Source organism: Brevundimonas variabilis (assembly GCF_014199945.1).
Lineage (GTDB): Bacteria > Pseudomonadota > Alphaproteobacteria > Caulobacterales > Caulobacteraceae > Brevundimonas > Brevundimonas variabilis.
In genome coordinates, this window is record NZ_JACHOR010000004.1 from 410,360 (window position 1) to 427,350 (window position 16,991).

At 62.0% G+C, this 16,991-nt stretch carries 13 protein-coding genes and 1 pseudogene; 6 read left to right on the forward strand and 8 right to left on the reverse strand.

The genetic code is table 11. The annotated features are described in order from the left end of the window. Positions 1-8: 8 nt before the first annotated feature. The 4 genes and pseudogenes from GGR13_RS16875 to GGR13_RS13365 all read right to left on the reverse strand — a co-directional run. Positions 9-2,345 (reverse strand): annotated as a pseudogene (locus GGR13_RS16875) (alpha/beta hydrolase family protein); the annotation flags it as partial. Continuing rightward, positions 2,345-5,299: a TonB-dependent receptor gene (locus tag GGR13_RS13355; RefSeq protein ID WP_183214033.1), complete on the reverse strand. Its 2,955-nt coding sequence runs from the start codon at positions 5,297-5,299 to the stop codon at positions 2,345-2,347. The gene GGR13_RS13355 and the pseudogene GGR13_RS16875, both read right to left, overlap by 1 nt. Positions 5,300-5,369: 70 nt before the next feature. Then, complete coding sequence (locus GGR13_RS13360; RefSeq protein ID WP_183214034.1) at positions 5,370-6,365, reverse strand: FecR family protein; 996 nt, start codon at positions 6,363-6,365, stop codon at positions 5,370-5,372. A 10-nt stretch (positions 6,366-6,375) separates the two neighbouring features. Further along, entirely contained in the window at positions 6,376-6,858 is a 483-nt protein-coding gene (locus tag GGR13_RS13365) for an RNA polymerase sigma factor (RefSeq protein ID WP_343060415.1), read from the reverse strand. Positions 6,859-7,356: 498 nt separating this feature from the next. On the opposite strand from GGR13_RS13365, the gene GGR13_RS13370 reads away from it, so the two are divergent. Together GGR13_RS13370 and GGR13_RS13375 are read left to right on the forward strand one after the other, a co-directional pair. Continuing rightward, positions 7,357-7,617, forward strand: a complete 261-nt coding sequence (locus GGR13_RS13370) for a helix-turn-helix domain-containing protein (RefSeq protein ID WP_246347844.1) — start codon at positions 7,357-7,359, stop codon at positions 7,615-7,617. Positions 7,618-7,697: 80 nt separating this feature from the next. After that, a complete protein-coding gene (locus GGR13_RS13375; RefSeq protein ID WP_183214036.1) occupies positions 7,698-8,096 on the forward strand; it encodes a nuclear transport factor 2 family protein in 399 nt (132 codons plus the stop codon). A 109-nt stretch (positions 8,097-8,205) separates the two neighbouring features. Here GGR13_RS13375 and GGR13_RS13380 read toward each other — a convergent pair whose 3' ends face one another. From GGR13_RS13380 to GGR13_RS13390, 3 genes are all read right to left on the reverse strand, one after another. Continuing rightward, positions 8,206-8,661: a hypothetical protein gene (locus GGR13_RS13380; protein WP_183214037.1), complete on the reverse strand. Its 456-nt coding sequence runs from the start codon at positions 8,659-8,661 to the stop codon at positions 8,206-8,208. Positions 8,662-8,855: 194 nt separating this feature from the next. After that, a complete protein-coding gene (locus GGR13_RS13385; protein WP_183214038.1) occupies positions 8,856-10,964 on the reverse strand; it encodes a cysteine peptidase family C39 domain-containing protein in 2,109 nt (702 codons plus the stop codon). Positions 10,965-10,967: 3 nt separating this feature from the next. Next, complete coding sequence (locus GGR13_RS13390) at positions 10,968-12,101, reverse strand: HlyD family secretion protein (RefSeq protein WP_183214039.1); 1,134 nt, start codon at positions 12,099-12,101, stop codon at positions 10,968-10,970. A 723-nt stretch (positions 12,102-12,824) separates the two neighbouring features. On the opposite strand from GGR13_RS13390, the gene GGR13_RS13395 reads away from it, so the two are divergent. The 4 genes from GGR13_RS13395 to GGR13_RS13410 all read left to right on the forward strand — a co-directional run bounded on the left by GGR13_RS13395 (position 12,825) and on the right by GGR13_RS13410 (position 16,135). Beyond that, positions 12,825-13,067: a hypothetical protein gene (locus GGR13_RS13395; protein WP_183214040.1), complete on the forward strand. Its 243-nt coding sequence runs from the start codon at positions 12,825-12,827 to the stop codon at positions 13,065-13,067. A gap of 104 nt (positions 13,068-13,171) precedes the next feature. Next, a complete protein-coding gene (locus GGR13_RS13400; RefSeq protein ID WP_183214047.1) occupies positions 13,172-14,404 on the forward strand; it encodes a radical SAM protein in 1,233 nt (410 codons plus the stop codon). Continuing rightward, a complete protein-coding gene (locus GGR13_RS13405; RefSeq protein WP_183214048.1) occupies positions 14,388-15,305 on the forward strand; it encodes a hypothetical protein in 918 nt (305 codons plus the stop codon). The genes GGR13_RS13400 and GGR13_RS13405 overlap by 17 nt, the downstream gene beginning before the upstream one ends. Next, positions 15,302-16,135, forward strand: a complete 834-nt coding sequence (locus GGR13_RS13410; RefSeq protein ID WP_183214050.1) for a hypothetical protein — start codon at positions 15,302-15,304, stop codon at positions 16,133-16,135. The genes GGR13_RS13405 and GGR13_RS13410 overlap by 4 nt, the downstream gene beginning before the upstream one ends. Here the strand turns inward: GGR13_RS13410 and GGR13_RS13415 are convergent. Beyond that, the gene (locus GGR13_RS13415; protein WP_183214052.1) at positions 16,062-16,979 is read right to left on the reverse strand and encodes a glycosyltransferase family 9 protein; all 918 of its coding nucleotides are present in this window, start codon (positions 16,977-16,979) and stop codon (positions 16,062-16,064) included. The genes GGR13_RS13410 and GGR13_RS13415 overlap by 74 nt on opposite strands. Positions 16,980-16,991: the final 12 nt, after the last annotated feature.

The following is a 16,991-nucleotide window of genomic DNA, read 5'->3' on the forward strand; positions in this document are numbered from 1 at the left end:
TTGGCGGGACTGACGAACTCATGGCTCTCTCCGAAATAGGTGACCAGTTCCGCCTCGCGATTCAGCCGATAGAGGGCCCCGAAGATCGACTCGAAGCGCGACCCATCGAAGTCGCTTTCGATAAGCAGGGTCGGCGTGTGAATTCGGTCGACTGCATAAAGCGGGCTGCGTTCGACATAACGGCGTGGGTTCGTCCCCAAAGGCACGCCAAGGCCGCCCTGTCCGCCCTCAAGCCAGCCGCTCTGGATGGACACGCCCGCCTCTCCGCTCAGACGCGAATGAAGGCGGGGTTCGTAAGCTTCGGTGAGGTCCGCGTAGCCATTGGAGGCGATGATCGCTTTGAAGCGATCGGTCTGCGTCGCGGCGCGAAGGACGCCGTAGCCGCCGAAGCTGTGGCCGATCAAGGCCGCGCGTGCGGCATCGCACCGGTCGGCCGCGCAGGCTGTCCGGACGATCGACGCGAGTTCCGGACCGAGGTCGTCCAGATCCAAAGAGGGCGAAGCCTGCTCTGGCAAGCTGGGCATGAGCACAGCGTAGCCGGCGGCGGAGAGGACCGCCGGGTTGATGTGAAGCTGAAGAGAGCCGGGCAGCAACCGCGCCGGCGGGGCCGAGAAGCTCAGACCTGGATAGGCGATCACCGCCACGGGTGGCGGGCTGGACGTTGCCTCGGCGGGCAGCAGCAACCAGCTGCGCAGCGGCTGCCCCTCCGAACCCCTGTGGTCGATCGGCACGACAGCCCCCCAACTGCGGCGATCAAGATCGTCATTGATGGACGCCAGTTCGACCACTCCGGTCTGGGTTCGCAGGCGAACCTGCGTCGCGCCGCCCGGTGAGCGGCGGCGGGCGACGAAGAATGTCGCGTCAGGGCTTGCCGCGACGACGGTCTCATCTGCGGCGAGGGTGCCGAAGCAGTGAGCCGGACCGCTGGACCGCCGCAGACAGTCCTGCGCGTCCAGCAGGACAGACTGGCCGAGCCGCTCTGGGGCTGGATTCTCCGTGGCCCTCGCGCCGAGGTCGGTCGCCGTGCCGGCATCGACAAGCCGGCCCTGAAGGTCGGCGGGAGAGGGCGCTCCTCCGAGAGGCGTCAGCCCCGTCCGTCGGCTGACGAAGGTTGCGTCTTCGAAGCGAACCAGGGCTTCGCCGTCCTCGACCTGCGCTACGATCCGGCGTCGTCCGTCGCGGTCACTTGTTAGCCAGGCCTTCGAGCCGTCGGCCATGCGAACCTGGAAGACGGGGCGATCGTCGTCCCAGCTGGCACGCGGTATGGGGATCGTCTGGCTATCGCCGTCGATCCACGGCGTGGTTTCGTTCAGGTCGACCGCCCGCGCGGAGCCGCTTCGATCAAGGAGCCAGAACTGCCCGGCCTCGAAGCGGTCCCCGGGCCGTCTCGCAAACACGATCAGTCGGTCCGAGCGCGGCGACCAGGCCATCAGGTGCGACGCGAAATCCTGATCGGGCAGGGGTTCTACGATCGACCCCGTTTCAAGATCGGCCAGGATGATGCGTCGAACCATTTTGGGCGTTCCGGTGAACAACACCGTGTCGAGGCCGTACTGGATGTCCGGACCGTCGAGCAGGGCCGCTGCCGTCCGCGCGTCGGGCGACAGCGAGACGTCTATGATCGCACCTTCGGTGAGGATGGTCTCTCGCCCCGTCGTGAGCTCGACGCGAAGGAGCTGAAGCGGTGTGCCCTTGTCACGGTTGTCGCGTGCCGCGCCGCTCGGTGTGGAAATCGACGACGGCGCATGCCCGGCTTCGGCCCGCCGCCAGAGTTCGGTCTGCATCACGACCGACTGGGCGTAGACCCCGATAATGTAGGGCAGCGCGCCGTTGCGGCGGGCGACGACCAGGAGTTCGTTTTCCGAGCGCCAGACGACGGTTTCGCCAAAGCGCGCGAGCTCCGGGGAAAGGTCGAGCCAGCGCACCGTACCGGTGGCCAAGGTTAAGACCCCCATGCTCCAGCCGCTCTCAGAAAGCCGATAGACGACCATCTGCGCGCCGCTCGGTGAAAACGGCCCCGAGACGAAGCCCGCCGAATGACCGGGGTCCTCAAGGGTGTGACGAAGGACGCCATCTGTCGCGGAGAACACCTGCAGCCGGCTCAACACCGTCTCGGTGTAGAAGTCGTATTTGTAGGTGCTCGCGGTGTTCCACGGTGCCTGTCGCTCCAGGACGATCCAGCGGCTGTCCGTTGAGATGCGAACATTGCCTATGCCTTCATGTCCTACCAGGTCGTCGATCGTGAAGGGGTGGTTTTGGCTGGGTTGGGCCGACGTCTGACATAGGGTCGGGTTCGCTGCGACCAGAAGGGTCGCTGCGGCCGCAAGGCCGAGGATCGGTTGCATCACCAGGCCCGTGTCAGCTGGATGGAGATGAAACGCCCGAGGACATTGGTGTTGGCGGCGTCATAGGCGACGCCCTCAGGGGCGTCATAGAAGGGCGGATCGGTGTCCAGAAGGTTCTGGACGTTCAGCGTCAGCGTCGTTCCTTCGAGCGGTCCGCGCATCGGCGCATATCGAAGCTGGACGTCCGCAGTCGTCCATGAGCCAATCGGACGACCCGTAACGTCCGGATAGCCGTCGACGTAGTTGAGAGCCGCCGAAGCGCCCCAGTCGAGACGGATCCAACTCGCCGATGCACGCGCCCGCAAGGCGACGGGCAGGTTTGGACTATTGATGCCCGACTGAACCGGCGCGGTCGGGGTCGCCTGCGTATCGAACCGGTCCAGATAGGTCAGGTTGGCGTCGAGATCGAACGCGTGGTCGTCGATGTCGAAGGCGTAGTCTAGATTGGCGTCGATCCCTTCGAGCAGTACGCTGGAGGTGTTCACAAACCGAGCGTCGACGATGGCCCCGTAGGCCTCGGCTGGAAACAGATCTGCGAGCGCTGTCGTCGGCAGGTCAAGCAACGCCTGCATGTCGGCGCGGTCCTGCGCATTGTTGATCGGGTCAATGATGCGAACGAAGGCCGACAGGGCGGGATTGGTGAGGGCGGTGGTCAGGGCCGTGAAGGCCGGCTGACCAATCTGGTTGTCGAAATCGATCCGGAACAGATTGAGGCCCATGCGAAGGCCGGGGAGGGCCGCCGGTCGATAGTCTCCGCCAAGCGTCCAGCTCTTGGCCTGTTCGGGCTCAAGGTCGGGATTGCCGCCGTAGAGGATTTCGGCGAGCACCTGCTGCGATCCGCGCGGAAGAAACGTCGGGCTCTGGTCCGCCGTCTCGTTCAGTTCGCGCAGCGCCGGAGCGCGGAACGACTCGCCGTAGTTGGCGCGCAGCACGAGTTCGGAATAGGGCTGCCACAGGATCCCGATCTTGGGGCTGGTCGTTTGACCGGCGTCCGAATAGTCCTCGAACCGCCCTGCGATCGATAACTCAAGCCTCTCGAATCCTGTGCGACGGTTTGCTGCGCTGAAGAGAGGGATCCGGACCTCCGCGAAAGCGGACGCGACCTCGCGGTCGAACGCGACGGGAGCACCGACGGACGGCGACACGCCCGAGGTGAAACTCGTGTCCTGACGCTCAAAGGTCTCGCGGCGGAAGGCGACCCCCGCGGCCAGTTTGGCATCCCCGGCGGGGAGGGTGAACAAAGACCCGTCCGCCAGGGCGTTGATGGATGAAACCGTCGTCTCGCCTACGCCGCGCGCCCATCCCGAGCCGATGAAGGCCAGGGCGGCAGGCGAGCTGTTCGAGCCGTCGGCGAACGGGTTGAAATACCCGTCGCGGCGTGCGCTGTAGGCGGTGGCCGGATTGTCGGCGATAGCGCCGAGCGCCTCGCGCAAGAAGGTGGAGTTGAGCTGGTTGCTACTGCCGTTCTCGCCATGTTCCTGCGCATAGGCGGCGTAGGTGTCCAGCCGCCAGCTACCAGCAAGATCGATCTTTGCGCCGATCGAGGCACCCAGGCTTTCCGCGCGGCCTCCGATCCTCGGATTGCCGAGATCGCGGCCGAAATTATAGGCGATGATGTGTGATGTCGCGCCTGTCGGGGAGACAAAATAGGGGTTCGTCGAGGTCACGGTGAAGGTCGTCGGAAAGCCTTGGGACACCGCCTCGAACTCGCGCAGGCCATAGCGAACATCGGCGTTGACGGAGACGCGGTCGCCGAGGTCCTGATTGAGAACCAGATAGGCGCTATGCCGCGTTTGCTCCGGCAGTACGTTGAGGCCCTCGCGGTAATTGTAGAGATTGCCCTGACCGGCCAGGAAGTCGCTCGGTTGGAGGCCAATACCATTCTGGCCACGCGGTATGGCGTATGTCGGGACGAAGCCGCCGGCGGCGGCGTTAAAGACGACGATGTTGCCGGGATTACTGAAGATGCGTCGTCGATCGGTGCCGCCGAACCGCCGCAAGTCGGCGTCGTTCGCCCGGTCCCTCTTGGATGCCGCCAGGCGGCTGCGGTCGTTGTATTCATAGGTGCCGAGGATCGAACCTGATGACCACCGTTGGCCGACGGTGTGCGCAATCTGGACCTCATCGCTCGCCCCATCCGAGGTCGCGCCGTATCGGACCCGCGTCTCGGCGCCGTCGTAGTCATCCCTCAAAATGATGTTGACCACGCCGCCAACGGCGTCCGCTCCGTAAAGAGCCGACGCGCCGTCGAGCAGGACGTCGATGCGGGAGACCGCGCTGGTCGGAATGGTGGACACATCAGCGAAATCGCCCTTGTTTCCCGTGCCCGCCATGCGTCGGCCGTTGACCAGTACGAGCGTCGCATCGCTGCCCAGACCGCGCAGATTGACACCCGAGGCGTAGAAGCTGTTGGTCCCCGTCCGGTCGCCGCCGTTGCTCATGGCCGCATCGTTTCCGGTGCCGCCAAAATTCTGGGGCAGGGCGGCGAGGGCTTGGGCGACCGTTCCGTGGCCCTGCCGGTCAATATCGTCCCGGGTCACGCTAACGACCGGTGATGGGCCGTCAGCGACGCCGCGGATCAAACTGCCGGTGACGATGATCTCATCGAGCTCGATCGCTTCGTCGGCGGTCTCGGCCCGCGCGGTCGGATCGAAGACGACGAGGGTGTTCGGGCGCGTTCGGCGTGCGCGCAGTCCCGTGCCTTGAAGGAGACCCGCGAGCGCCTGATCGGTCCGCAAGGCTCCGCTAACCCCAGGCGACTGACGGCCGACCACCAGGTCGGTGGAATAGAGGATCTGTTCGCCACTCTGTGCCGCGAATTGGGGCAAGACGGTTTGCAGCGGACCGGCGGGAACGCGGAACTGGATGGCAGGGGTCTGCGCCTGGACGACGACAGGTGTCGCCGCCGCGAGAGCAAGCGCCCCGAGCGCAGATGAACAGAGACCGAAACGCATAAAAATCCCCGAAATGGATATCCGCACAGGCGCGGGTCAGGGAAGAGACGAAGAGGCGCGGCAAAACCCCTCAGCGCACGGCCGGATTTTTTGCTGACGCATCACGAAGAACGATCTGTCCGGCAGGCGTCCGCTCGGCAACGACGGGATAGAGTTCAGTGAGCGCGGAGACAAAAGCCTCGACATCGCCCGTGTTGAACGCCCCGCTGACGGCAATGCGGGAGATGGCGGGCGCTTCGAGAACAACCTTGGTGCGGCTGTAGCGGTTCACCTCGGCGACGGCTGCTTCGACCGTGTCACCGGCGAAAATCAGGCGACCGGATGTCCAACTCGTCTCTGACGCGACATCCACCGAGCGGACGGCGGGACGAGGCGAGGTCGTGACGATCTGCTGGCCCGGCGTGAGGGACCACCCTTGAGTGACCGCCGAAGGGTCGCTCACTTCGACCTTACCCTCGACGAGAGTCACCTGAGCGCCGTCTCCCGCGCGACGTACGTCGAACCGGGTGCCCACCGCGATGACGTCGGTCGCCCCCGCGCTGACGACGAACGGGCGAGCAGGATCGCCCTGAACCTCGAAGAAGGCCTGACCACTGGCCAGTTCAACGGCGCGCCGCCCGCGGGTCAGCTTCACGCTGATCCTGGAGTCGGTGTCCAGCGTGACCCGCGACCCCTCTGCCAGGACCACAACCCGGCGCTCTCCTAAACTCGTCTCATAAGACTGCGGCCGAGCGGACCACACGGCGACGCCGACCACGATGGCGGCGATCGTCGCTAAGGCCCCCATGGGAACGAGACTTTTAGCTAAACGACCCTGGGATCGACGCGACGCGTCCGCGCGCGCGCGCGCGTCTTGCGTCAAGGCGGCGATATCGGCGTCCCCCCTGAGGCTGCCCGCCGTCTCCCACATCGTCTCGATACGCGCAAAAGCCTCGGCATTCTCGGGTCTGCGGCGCCATTGGCTGAAGGCTGTGACGTCCGAAGCCGCCACCCGCTTCTGGTTAAGGGTCGCGAACCATGAAGCGGCCTCGCGGCGTCTTGCGTCTAGGTCTTTATCGGCAGTCATTGTTCGTGCCTTAGACGTCCAGTTGCGACATGCAGTGTTCAACAGCCTTGGCCATACGTCGTTCGACTGTAGCCAAGCTGATCCCGTGAGCCAGAGCAATCTCAGGGTATGTCATACCGTCAAACCTGCTCAAGACGAAGACGTCCCTGTAGAGGGGCGGCATTGTCTGCAAGATCTGCTTGATATGGAGGCGATCGAAAGGCGCGTCAGCGGCCGTGCCCACAATCGGACGCGCACCTTGCAACGCCCGATCATGCCGTACCAGGCGGCGCCGCTCATCGCGGACGAGGTTGAGCGCGACCCGGAGCAGCAGCGCCTTGGGATGTCGGATATCCTGAAGGAGATACGGGGCGAGGCGTAGATAAGTCTCCTGCACGACGTCGTCGGCCTCGTCGGCACCCACTCGCCCGCGAAGCCGCTTTACCAGCCATCCCGAATAGCGTCGGTAGAGCCCATTGAGGCTCGCCGCTGCGCCCGGATCCAACTCCTTCACATCGCCCAACGCGACCTCCAGCCGGCTGTAAGAGAGCGGGAATCCGAGAGCGCGTCCACGCCAGTGCGGACGCACGCAAGGATGCGCCGCGGTCGATCGCGGACGGACGCCGCGCGTCAGGGCGCGGCCGTAAAGGTTGAGCTTCGCACAGGGGATTCCCGGCCCCTATCGACGCGAACGCCGACAGCCGACCATGAATCAAACCGGGTCCGGGCGCAAGGCGGAGGGGTCGGGCGTGGAATCCTCTGCGAAGAGGCCCGCGACTTCAGGGTGAAACGCCGCCTCCGCCAAAGGCAGGCCCCGGCTCAAGTTCCGCCCCTATATAGCGGCACCCGACGCGAAACAGTTTAGGTGCCCGCAGCCGCTAAAGCAATCGACCCGTGAAGCGCGACACGCGAGTTGGGCGAAGGAGATTCGCTAAGGCGTTTCCGCAAGTTTGTTGCGAAAACTCCGCAAGGCGATTGCGTTGTTTAAGCTTCGGCGACGAGTCACCATGCGATGGTCAAGGCAAGTGAAATCATGACCCCAGACCATCAAACGGATGTCGGATCGCAGACCTTCGCACTGAGCCCGAGGGAACTGGAGTGCCTACTCTGGGTCAGCCGCGGCAAGAGCTCGGGCGATATTGGTGCCATCCTCGGCCTGTCGCCGCGCACGGTCGATAGCTACTTAGAGAAGGTTTGTGCGAAGCTTCGGGTCAGGACGAGAATCGAGGCTGTCGCGCTTGCCGTGCGGGCAGGAACAATCGAGCCGGATTGATGCGGCCGTCACTCGCCGCACGGGATTTTGGTCAAGGATCAGATCATGATTTTTTTATCTGAGCAGTGATCAAATCGACGATGCCCGAAAACGTCGTTCAAGCTTTTGCCAGGGAAATCGCATTTCGCGACGTACGACGGCTTGAGCCGTATCTGGGGGAGCATGTCGCTGCACGCTTCGATATCGCGGGCGACCTCATTGGCAGAAAAGCGTTGCTCGGCTTTTGGCGTCGGCTGTTTCAAACGTATTCGCTTTTTGAGTTTCATATCCTCAAATGCGTCGTCGAGGATGAACTGGTAATGGCGGAGGGCGTCTACCTCCTGGCAACCCGCCACGCCGCCGTCCTAGACGTGCGCGCAATCAGTATCTTCGAGGTCGAGCAAGGGATCATCACCCATTGGCGTGACCATGCTGATCTAACGGAGGTGCCGATGTCCGAGAAAGACCGATGGCGCCGGCTGAGTGGCTCCCGGTGGTAATGGGGAGTCCTGCCAAGAGACGGGTGAGGGGAGGGGGCGGGCCGGGAACTTCTGTGTGAAGCTCAACGTCTTCACCCGCGATCGCCGCCGACGCAAAACGTCCCCCAGCTCAAGATCGAAGGCTATCCGGTCGAGGCCCGCCGCAGTTATAGTACCCGGCGCGCGAACCGGCGCAAGGCAACGCTCCCACGGTCGGCAAGTCAGAGGGCTGGGCATAAGTCAAACGACAGCGAGTCGATCGTGATCCGATACCCGAACCGAGCGACCTAGCTGTTTCCTCCCCTAGCTGGAGCAACATGAATCCTAACTCTCCGACTTTGGGGTTTTCATGGTCCTCGATCTGCCGGATCAGCCCGCTGAAGGTCGTGTCCCTGAGCTTGGTCAAGTACCCTTTTGGCGTCTTCAGCCCGGGGATACCGTCGCGACGCGCCAGCATGGCGATGTCGAGCGGGACGCTGAAATCATCCCTGAGCGTCATCGTGTCGAATTCGTCGTCGAGCAACTGATGATAAGTGAGGTGATACCCCAACAACCCCTCCGGTTGCATCGAGCTCAGGAGAGTCACGATCGCCGGGGGTCAGTTCGCCGCCGGATGAAAACGCAGGGCACGTCAGGCCTTGAAAGCACAAAACGGGCGAGCCGCGGCGGCTGCGGCGGATCACAGGGTTGAAGTTTCATCAAGCGTCGGCAGACGTGCAACTAAAGCGACATGCGGGTCCGTGCAGTATGCACGTCGCTCAGCGGATCGGTCTGCTGAGGTCATGGTGCTGGTCGTTCAACTCGGGCGACAGCACCCTCAGCTACCCTCAGGATGACATCTGCAGCCTCCACCAGGGCCGGGCGGTGGGCGACAACAACGCGGGTCAGCGCCATATCGGAGACGCTCTGTACGATCCGATGCTCCGTCGCAGGATCAAGGTTGGCTGTGCCTTCATCGAGGAGCAGGAATTTCGGGTTTCGGTAAAGCGCGCGGGCTAGGAGCACACGCTGGTACTGGCCGGCCGAAAGGGTCGAGCCCATGTCCCCCACCATCGTCTGGTAGGCCATCGGCATGTCCATGATCGCTTCGTGAATGTCGGCGAGACGCCCGACCTCGGCTAGTCGGTCCGGATCGACCTCGGCCGCAAAGAAGCTGATGTTCTCCGCTAACGTACCGGTGAAGAGCTTGTCGTTTTGAAGCACCACCCCAAGGCTTGCACGCCAGTTCCTGAGGGTGCTTCCCTTCAAGGGCCTGCCGTTGACAAAGATCTCGCCCGAGGTGGGTTCGAGGAGACCGAGCATGAGGCGGGCGAGCGTCGATTTGCCGGTACCGGACGGCCCGACGATTGCGACGAAAGAGCCAGGTTCGATTGATAGCGAGACCTTCCGGAGAAGCCAGGGATCGGTATCGCCATATCGGAACGAGACATCGACAAGCTCGATCTTCGGGTATGAGGCGACCTCCGCCGCCTGCTCTGCCGTGGGTGCCGATGCCGGGTCCAGCGGATGGTGGATGATGTCGCCGAGGCGATCCAGATGTAGACGGATAAGACGAAACTGCATCAGTTGCACGATCAACCGCGCTACGCTCTGGGCGAACGACTGGCGATAGGCGAGGACTGCGGCGAACATGCCGACCGTCAAGTCCCCTGATATCACTCCTGTCGCCAGAATGTAGATGACCGCGATGAGCTGAAACGCTCCAATGGCGTCGTTGACCGCGGTCATTGCGATCTGCGATCTGCCGACACCGAGATTGGCGTTGACTAGCCTCAAATAACGATTGCGCCATTTGGAGAGACGCATGCTCTCCTGGCCGAACATCTTGATGACGTTAGCCGCGCGGATAGATTCCATCAGATGGGACTGCTCTTCGGCTGCTGTGGCCAAAGACTGCTCCTGCCCGCTGCGGATAACTGAAGCGAACATCTGGTTGCTGAGAGCAAGAGCCAGCACCGAGCCAGCCGCGACCAGTCCAATACGCACGTCGTAGGCGAAGAGGACCGCCAACGTGACCAAACCCAGGACGCCATCGAGCAGGGACTGGATCGCTCCATCGGTTATTGTGGACTGGATCGTCTTGATCGACAGCATCCGAGAGATGATGTCGCCCACGCTTCGACGCTCGAAGTAGTAGGCCGGTAGCGCCATTAGGCGCTCGAAAGTCCGCCCGACCAAAGAGTAGTTGATGAGGTTGGTGAAGTAGAGTGTGATCCAAGACCGGATGGCCGTAGTTGACAGCGTTACTAGCACCACGAACAGCGATGCGAGCGAGAGCGAGAGAACGATATCGCTGTTGCGGGCGATGCTGGATTCGTCGATGATGATCTGCATCAGCAGCGGCGGAAGTAGCGATAGCAACTGGATCGCGAGGGAAAGCACGAGAAGTTTCGGAAGAGCCCGACGAAAAATGGAGAAGTCGCCCAATGCCTCAACGAGAGTGACAAGTTTGGTTGATCGCGTTCGCAGGAAGTCTTCGCGCGGACCGACCTCCAAGGCGACACCAGTGAAATGCCGGGACAGTTCCTCCTTGCTCACGACACGCGCGCCGTTCGCGGGATCGTGGATTGTGACGGAAGTCTTTCCGACCGACTTGAGCACAACGAAATGGTTCATGTCCCAATGCAGGACCGCGGGCAGCGCCAGTCGGCCCAATGCATCCAAATCCAGACGAACCGGCCTAGCCGACAGATTCATACGGTCTGCAAAATTGATCAGATCCGAAAGCCGCGCACCGGAGAGCGAAACCGAGAACCGCCGCCGAAGAATGGAGAGATCCGTCTCGTTGCCGTGATACCAGGAAATCATTGCCATACAGGCAAGCCCGCACTCGGCAGCGCCGACTTGGTGGATGACCGGGAGACGGCCTCGAGTTGGAAACATGTTCATGTCCTACTCGGCCCTCTGCTGGGGGCGGAACGACCCCAAGGCCAGCCCAAGAAGCGTCCGCTCTCGCACCAATAACAGGCCCCGTACGGTCATTCCCGATCGCAGACTCATCGGTCGGTCGTGCGCCGGGCTCGTGATCATCACCGTCACGCGGTATGCTGGCTCCGTTAGAGCAGTCGGCGTGAGGATGTCGCCGGGGCGTAGGGGTGTCGCCGACAGTCCCACGACGCGTCCCTCAAGCACGCCGAATTCCCTCGAAGGGTAGGCCGCGACCTGCAGTCGGACTAGGTGCCCCTCCGAAAGTCTCGCGATCTCGGTTTGCCGCGCCAAAAGAATGGCGGTGAACCCTTGGCCATCGCCTTGTATGGTGAAGAGCGAGCTGCCCGGAACGACCCGATCGCCCGGCGCGACGTTCAACGTCGCCACCCGGCCGGCAATCGTCGCTCGGACGATGGATTCGGTGTCGGATCGACGCCGGTCCATATCCACTTCGACGTTGGCGATGGACTGTTCGATCGCGCTGCGCTGGGACTGTCTGCGGGCGGTTGCGCTCCGCTGCCTCGCGCGCTGCTCGCTGCGCAAACTCTCAAGATCGGCAATCGCCTGCTCCCCGGACTCCAGAGCCTGCAGCGCTGCGATGACAGCCTCCTCGCGGCGGCTCAGTTCGGCTCTCGAACCGAATCCCCGATCGACAAGGGTGCTAAACTGATCGCGCTGCTCTTCGGTATAGGAGAGCCGCTGGCGCAGGTATTCCACCTGTCGCCTTTGGCTCGTCGTGTTCCTATCGATCCGCGCGGCAGCCGCACGCGCCTCGTCCGCGTCAGCGGCTTCCTGCGTGTTGACGTCATTCAACTGCGCGAGAAGTCGTGAGCGTTGGTCGTCGAGGCCCTTCATAAGCACTGGGCCTAGATCGCCGGTCTCATCGACGCTGCGATCGGTGGCGACCGCTATCACGGCCTGCCCTGCCGAGACGCGTGTCCCTTCGCCTGAGAGGATACGCGCAACCGTGCCGGCGGAGGCGGTTTCGTTTCTGACCTCACCTCCGGCCGGAACCAGCCATCCTTCGAGAGCGAATGTCTCGGTGAAACGTATGAACGCGGCCGCCAGCAACCCACCGACGAACACGACGACAAGCAAGATCAAATACAGTCGCGCCCCGGGTGGGGAAGCCCCGACCGCAGGCCCGAACGCGTCAGCTCTGGCGGCTGCGACTTCGGGTCGGAACAGGGGTCCAGCACCTGCTCGCGTGGCCGAGCTATCCTTGCTCTCGGTCGGCTCGGTCACGACGATGTGCTCGCACAGGCGCTACATTGAGCAAGCATCATCCGGCATCGCGCGCCCCGGGAGGCCTCGGCGCGAGCGAAGATTCGCTTGCGAGAAAGGTGTCGATCAGCCTGATTATCTCCACCGTTTCCGCTGGGTCGAAGCCGACGACCGATTCCGCAACCACGCCGTCATGGACGAACTGCACAGTCGGATAGCGTCGAACGCCAGCACGTCGATGATCGGACCGGCGAGACGCATGCCCCTGGCTCAGGTGAGACACACGGAGAGCCGCCTGTGCGGATGGGGGCAGGTGGTTCGCAAAGATCGATTTGAGGAGATCGCAAGGAGCGCATCTGTCTGTCGTGAAGACAACGACCAGCCGCCCTGACACCGCGTCGGGATAGTCACCGTTAATGCCTTCGATCAAACCGATCCCCCCCCTGCCTAATGATCGGAACCTCCCGACCTGATGTCTGAAGTTTGCCGGATCGAAAGCTACGTTGGCAAGTTCAGCACTAAATCTCAACCGCCGTTACCACTTGACCGCGCACGATGAATGTGTTCGTTGGACATGGTTTTCACCAGGGGTTTAAGATGGCTGTTTCCAAAAATGACTTTCTAAAACTGATTGAATCTTTCAGGTCTGGACGAGACGCTGGCGTCGATGCTGGCCTCCGGATCGACACTCTTTCGCCGGAGCAGGTCGCCCAGGTGTCGGGCGGCAGCGGTGGCCCCAACTTCCCTGATCGGTCGGGCAGTTGCCCCTATCCGGACGGCTATACTTTCTACGAGTGTATTCACCCGTTTAGCGATGCTCCGCAGCAACCAGAAGTCTGATGGTGTCCTAAGTTCTTTGTCGGCTATACCATGGCGCCTGCAACACGCGGTTGCGGGCGCCATGGTCTTCCTCGTAAGCCAAGCTGAGCTGAAAGTTTAGGTCCGTGGAACTTCGCCTTGCCGATAATGCGTCGTTGGAGATCGTCTACAAGATCCAAGAGACCTGCAATATCGATTGCTCCTACTGCTATATGTACAATGTCGGTAACACGCTGTTCAAGAGCGTGCCGCCATCAAGTCCTTTAGATGTGGTCGAGAGCGTCGCGAACTTCATTTGCGATGCGTTCGAGGACTGGAATCCGTCCAGAGTCAGTCTGATTATACACGGCGGAGAGCCGATGCTAATGCCGGCCCACCAGTTCGCCGCGCGGATGGAGTTAATCGGGGCCGTTCTCGACCGTCGCCTCACGCCAGATCAGCGGGACCGTGTCGAATTCTCGATCCAAACTAACGGAACTCTCGTTACCGAGGCGTGGATCGCGTTGCTAGCGCGCTGGAAGATCCTTGTCGGGATCACCGTTGACGGCCGGGAAGCCGTCCATGACCGGCGTCGTGTCGACAAAAAGGGGCGCGGGTCCTACCAAGCCACGATCCGCGGTCTTGAACTACTCCGCACTGCCGCGCGCGAGGGCCGCATTTCTAAGCCAGGTGGTCTGTGCGTGATCGATCCGACGGCGTCTGGGGGTGAGACCTACGATCACCTCGTCAACGATCTTGGCTTCGACAACATAAACTTCCTGTTCCCGTTCATGAACTGGTCCAACTACGCGGAGGAGGACGTCGAAGGTGCCAGTCGCTTCCTTCTGGACGCACTCGATCGTTGGATGAAAGGCCGAGCAGCGGGGCAAACCGTACATGTCCGCGTCTTTACCGACGCACTAAGGGCCATGCATGGGTTCGGGCGCGGGGTCTATCAGCGCACTCCCGGGCAACGAATTGAACTTGGCCATCAGGTGACCATCGTCGAAAGCGATGGGACGATCATGCCAGAGGAAAGCCTACGGCCGACATTTGAACATCGGTTCGCCGACCTCCATGTAGCATCCGATCGTGCCCGTGACATCGTGTCTGATCCGCGATTCGGAGACCTCGTCCGAGCGGATCTCACCCGGTCGACGGAATGCGCGGGGTGCGTTCTGATCGACGTCTGCGAGAGCGGTCATGCGCTGGGGCGCGTTGGCATGCGCTTCGTAATGGACGGCGACTTTTCAAGAAAGAGCGTATATTGCGGGGCTTACGCCGGTTTGTTCGCTGGTCTGGCTCACTTCATGAGCCAGTCAGGTGTGGGTGTTGAAGACATTTTGACGGGAGAGCGGCGACATGTCTTCGCTGCCTAGTAACAGGTTGAAGTTCGGCGCGTTGGCCATCGGACTAGCGATTGTGTCACACTTCGCGTTGCCAGATGAGGCGCGAGCATCTCCAAACGACGCGCAGGTTATTGTGGAGCTTTGCGAGAAAATGGTGCTGGACTCGGGGGGGTTTGTGGCTGAGGCCGATCAGGCTTGGAACGTTGACCTTGTCTTGCCTAACGGCGGCGCTCTTTACTATATGGGGACTACGCACCCGAGCGATGCTTCCTCGCTGGAGTATGACGAGATCATTGCCGCTTACAGACGGTTCGATCCGACGGCCGTGTTCTTTGAGGGCTGCTGCGAAGTCCGGACGAAAAGCGAGGCAGATGCCCGCGCGATTCATGAGACGGCTCTGGTTCAGTTCCTCGCCAAGCTTGACGGCGTCGCGCCGATCTCGCTGGAGCCTTCGGACATCTCTCTGCGCCTGGCTCTGCTCGCGGAGTATTCGGCGCTGGACGTGCAGTTGTTCTACCTTCTCCGAGATATTGCCCAAGAGCGCGAGCGTCGTGACGCCCAAGGGGAGGTCCTGCGCCGCCGAGCCCAATGGTATCTCGATAAACTGCTCGACATGCCTGGCCCTCTTCCGGACTGGCCGCTGAAATCGCTGGAAGACGTCGACAACGCGGTTCAGGTCCGATGGCCAAGTGCCAGTTGGCAAACCATTCCCCTCAACTGGTTCACGCCGTATGTGAACTCGGATTCGGCTGGTCCGCTGCTCTTCCACCAAATCAATCGACTTGAGAACAAGTACAGGAACGCCACCATGTATCGCCACCTGGCATCAGCTGCGTTGCGTGGCGAACGGGTCTTCGCAGCAGTGGGAAGAAGTCACGTCGCGCTGCAGGCCGACGCCTTACAGTGTGCTTTGGGCAACCAAGTCGGTTGATTGCCGCAGAGGGATGCGCGCCCGGCATACCGCTTCATCTGCCCGCCGCCGCCTTAGGCGGCGTTTTCCGCTCCCTTGCAGTACGCACCTCTGGCGGTTTGGGATATCGGGACGGTGCGTTCATCGCCGACTTCGCGAATGCGGAACCATGGTCGTCGGACGCGTACCTCGCGCGGTGTGAGGGCAACGGACCGTTCGCGGCGCTGTTTCCAGTCGATCGCAAGGCCATCGGGGTATTGTGTGAACAGGCCGACCTACTGGCGCAAGGGCATACGGAACGCGTAGATCCGAACGTCTGCAGCAACGCTCTGTTGAATGCGCTGCCGGCGCATATCGCTTCCGCCGACTGCGAGCACGTCGGCTTTGCGCGAAATCCACCAGGATTGCCGACCGTCAGCCGTGCAGGTCGTCACAGTGGAGAATTTCTGGGACTGCATCTCGACGACTGGTCCGGTGCCGAGGCCGGGGCGAGGAATTTAGCTCGCGGTCGCGTCTCCGTGAACCTAGGATCCGAGCCCCGTCGCTTTCTGATCTGTCCTATACCCTTCACCCACATCTACGCCTGGCACATAGCGGCTGGCGGCGCGCCGGATCTGAGGCCCTATTCACGGATCGGTATCGACTATCTTACTGCCCATCCCTGGACTGAGATTCTGCTAATGACGGTGCCGCCCGGCTGGGCCTATCTCGCGCCGACTGAAAACGTTCTTCACGATGCGAGCACCGCCGGGATGCTTTGCGAAGACATCACTTACGTCATCCAGGCTCGGTTTTCGCTCCACGCCGAGGCGGAACGGAGACCGACAGACATGCGGAGAGCAGGCGCGTGAACTGACCGGTCAGGTCCGTCTCGACAAGCAGATTGACGCGATGAGGGGTGAGGCAGAGGCCGAACCTGTCGTGGTTCGGGTGCCGGAACACTCCCACCGAAGGTATTTGCTGCAAATCCGCTAAATGAAGGAAAGACGAGTCGACTCCCGCGAAAAACGTCGCCCCGGCAACAATCTCGCAGGATGCGCCGAAGTCGAACGGCGCATGGGCAATCTGAGAGCCCGCACCGCCCAGCGGGCCCCTCAAAGCCGGATCGCGACCAACCACGACCGGATGGAGGTCCGGGCGATGCTCCGACAAGGCGGATACCAGCGCCGTCCAGACATCATCGTCGAGCCTCTTTGCCTCTGCAGTGTCCACATGCAGAACATAGTATCCCAGACCTTTTAAACGCCCATCTCTAGGGAGTTCCACGAGCGGATGGCAGTGATCCGCGAACGCAAGTTCCATATCGATGTTGCGGGCGATCTCGAAATATCGCTGCGTGTAATGCCCAGTCTTCGAGACGCTTCGGGAAACTTCCGCGATAAGCCCCGTGGTGAATCCTCGATCGTTGACAGTTGAAATCCATTCAGCCAGAGCGCCTGACGTCCATGACGTGAAGACCGCGAGTCGCTCCGGACACCCGGCGCGTTGATCGAGATCCCTCCAGTCGAACTCTAGGCCCGATCTGGGAGCAATCCTGATCCGTCGGTCAAAGCCTGTGAAGATGTAATCGTAGGCCGGATGATGCGGCAGTATCAGTGTAGCTTCCGGCATTGCGCGCAGCGTGGCGCGCATGCCGGGCAAAGCCATCAAAGCATCGCCGAAACCATTGGCAAAAAAGATTGCGTCGTTGCTCATGGATACAACCTA

Excerpts from the sequence above, each read along its gene's own strand:
- GGR13_RS13355 (WP_183214033.1), bottom strand. The coding sequence starts at position 5,299 with ATGCGTTTCGGTCTCTGTTCATCTGCGCTCGGGGCGCTTGCTCTCGCG.
- GGR13_RS13360 (WP_183214034.1), bottom strand. The coding sequence starts at position 6,365 with ATGACTGCCGATAAAGACCTAGACGCAAGACGCCGCGAGGCCGCTTCA.
- GGR13_RS13370 (WP_246347844.1), top strand. The coding sequence starts at position 7,357 with ATGGTCAAGGCAAGTGAAATCATGACCCCAGACCATCAAACGGATGTC.
- GGR13_RS13375 (WP_183214036.1), top strand. The coding sequence starts at position 7,698 with ATGCCCGAAAACGTCGTTCAAGCTTTTGCCAGGGAAATCGCATTTCGC.
- GGR13_RS13385 (WP_183214038.1), bottom strand. The coding sequence starts at position 10,964 with ATGAACATGTTTCCAACTCGAGGCCGTCTCCCGGTCATCCACCAAGTC.
- GGR13_RS13395 (WP_183214040.1), top strand. The coding sequence starts at position 12,825 with ATGGCTGTTTCCAAAAATGACTTTCTAAAACTGATTGAATCTTTCAGG.
- GGR13_RS13405 (WP_183214048.1), top strand. The coding sequence starts at position 14,388 with ATGTCTTCGCTGCCTAGTAACAGGTTGAAGTTCGGCGCGTTGGCCATC.
- GGR13_RS13415 (WP_183214052.1), bottom strand. The coding sequence starts at position 16,979 with ATGAGCAACGACGCAATCTTTTTTGCCAATGGTTTCGGCGATGCTTTG.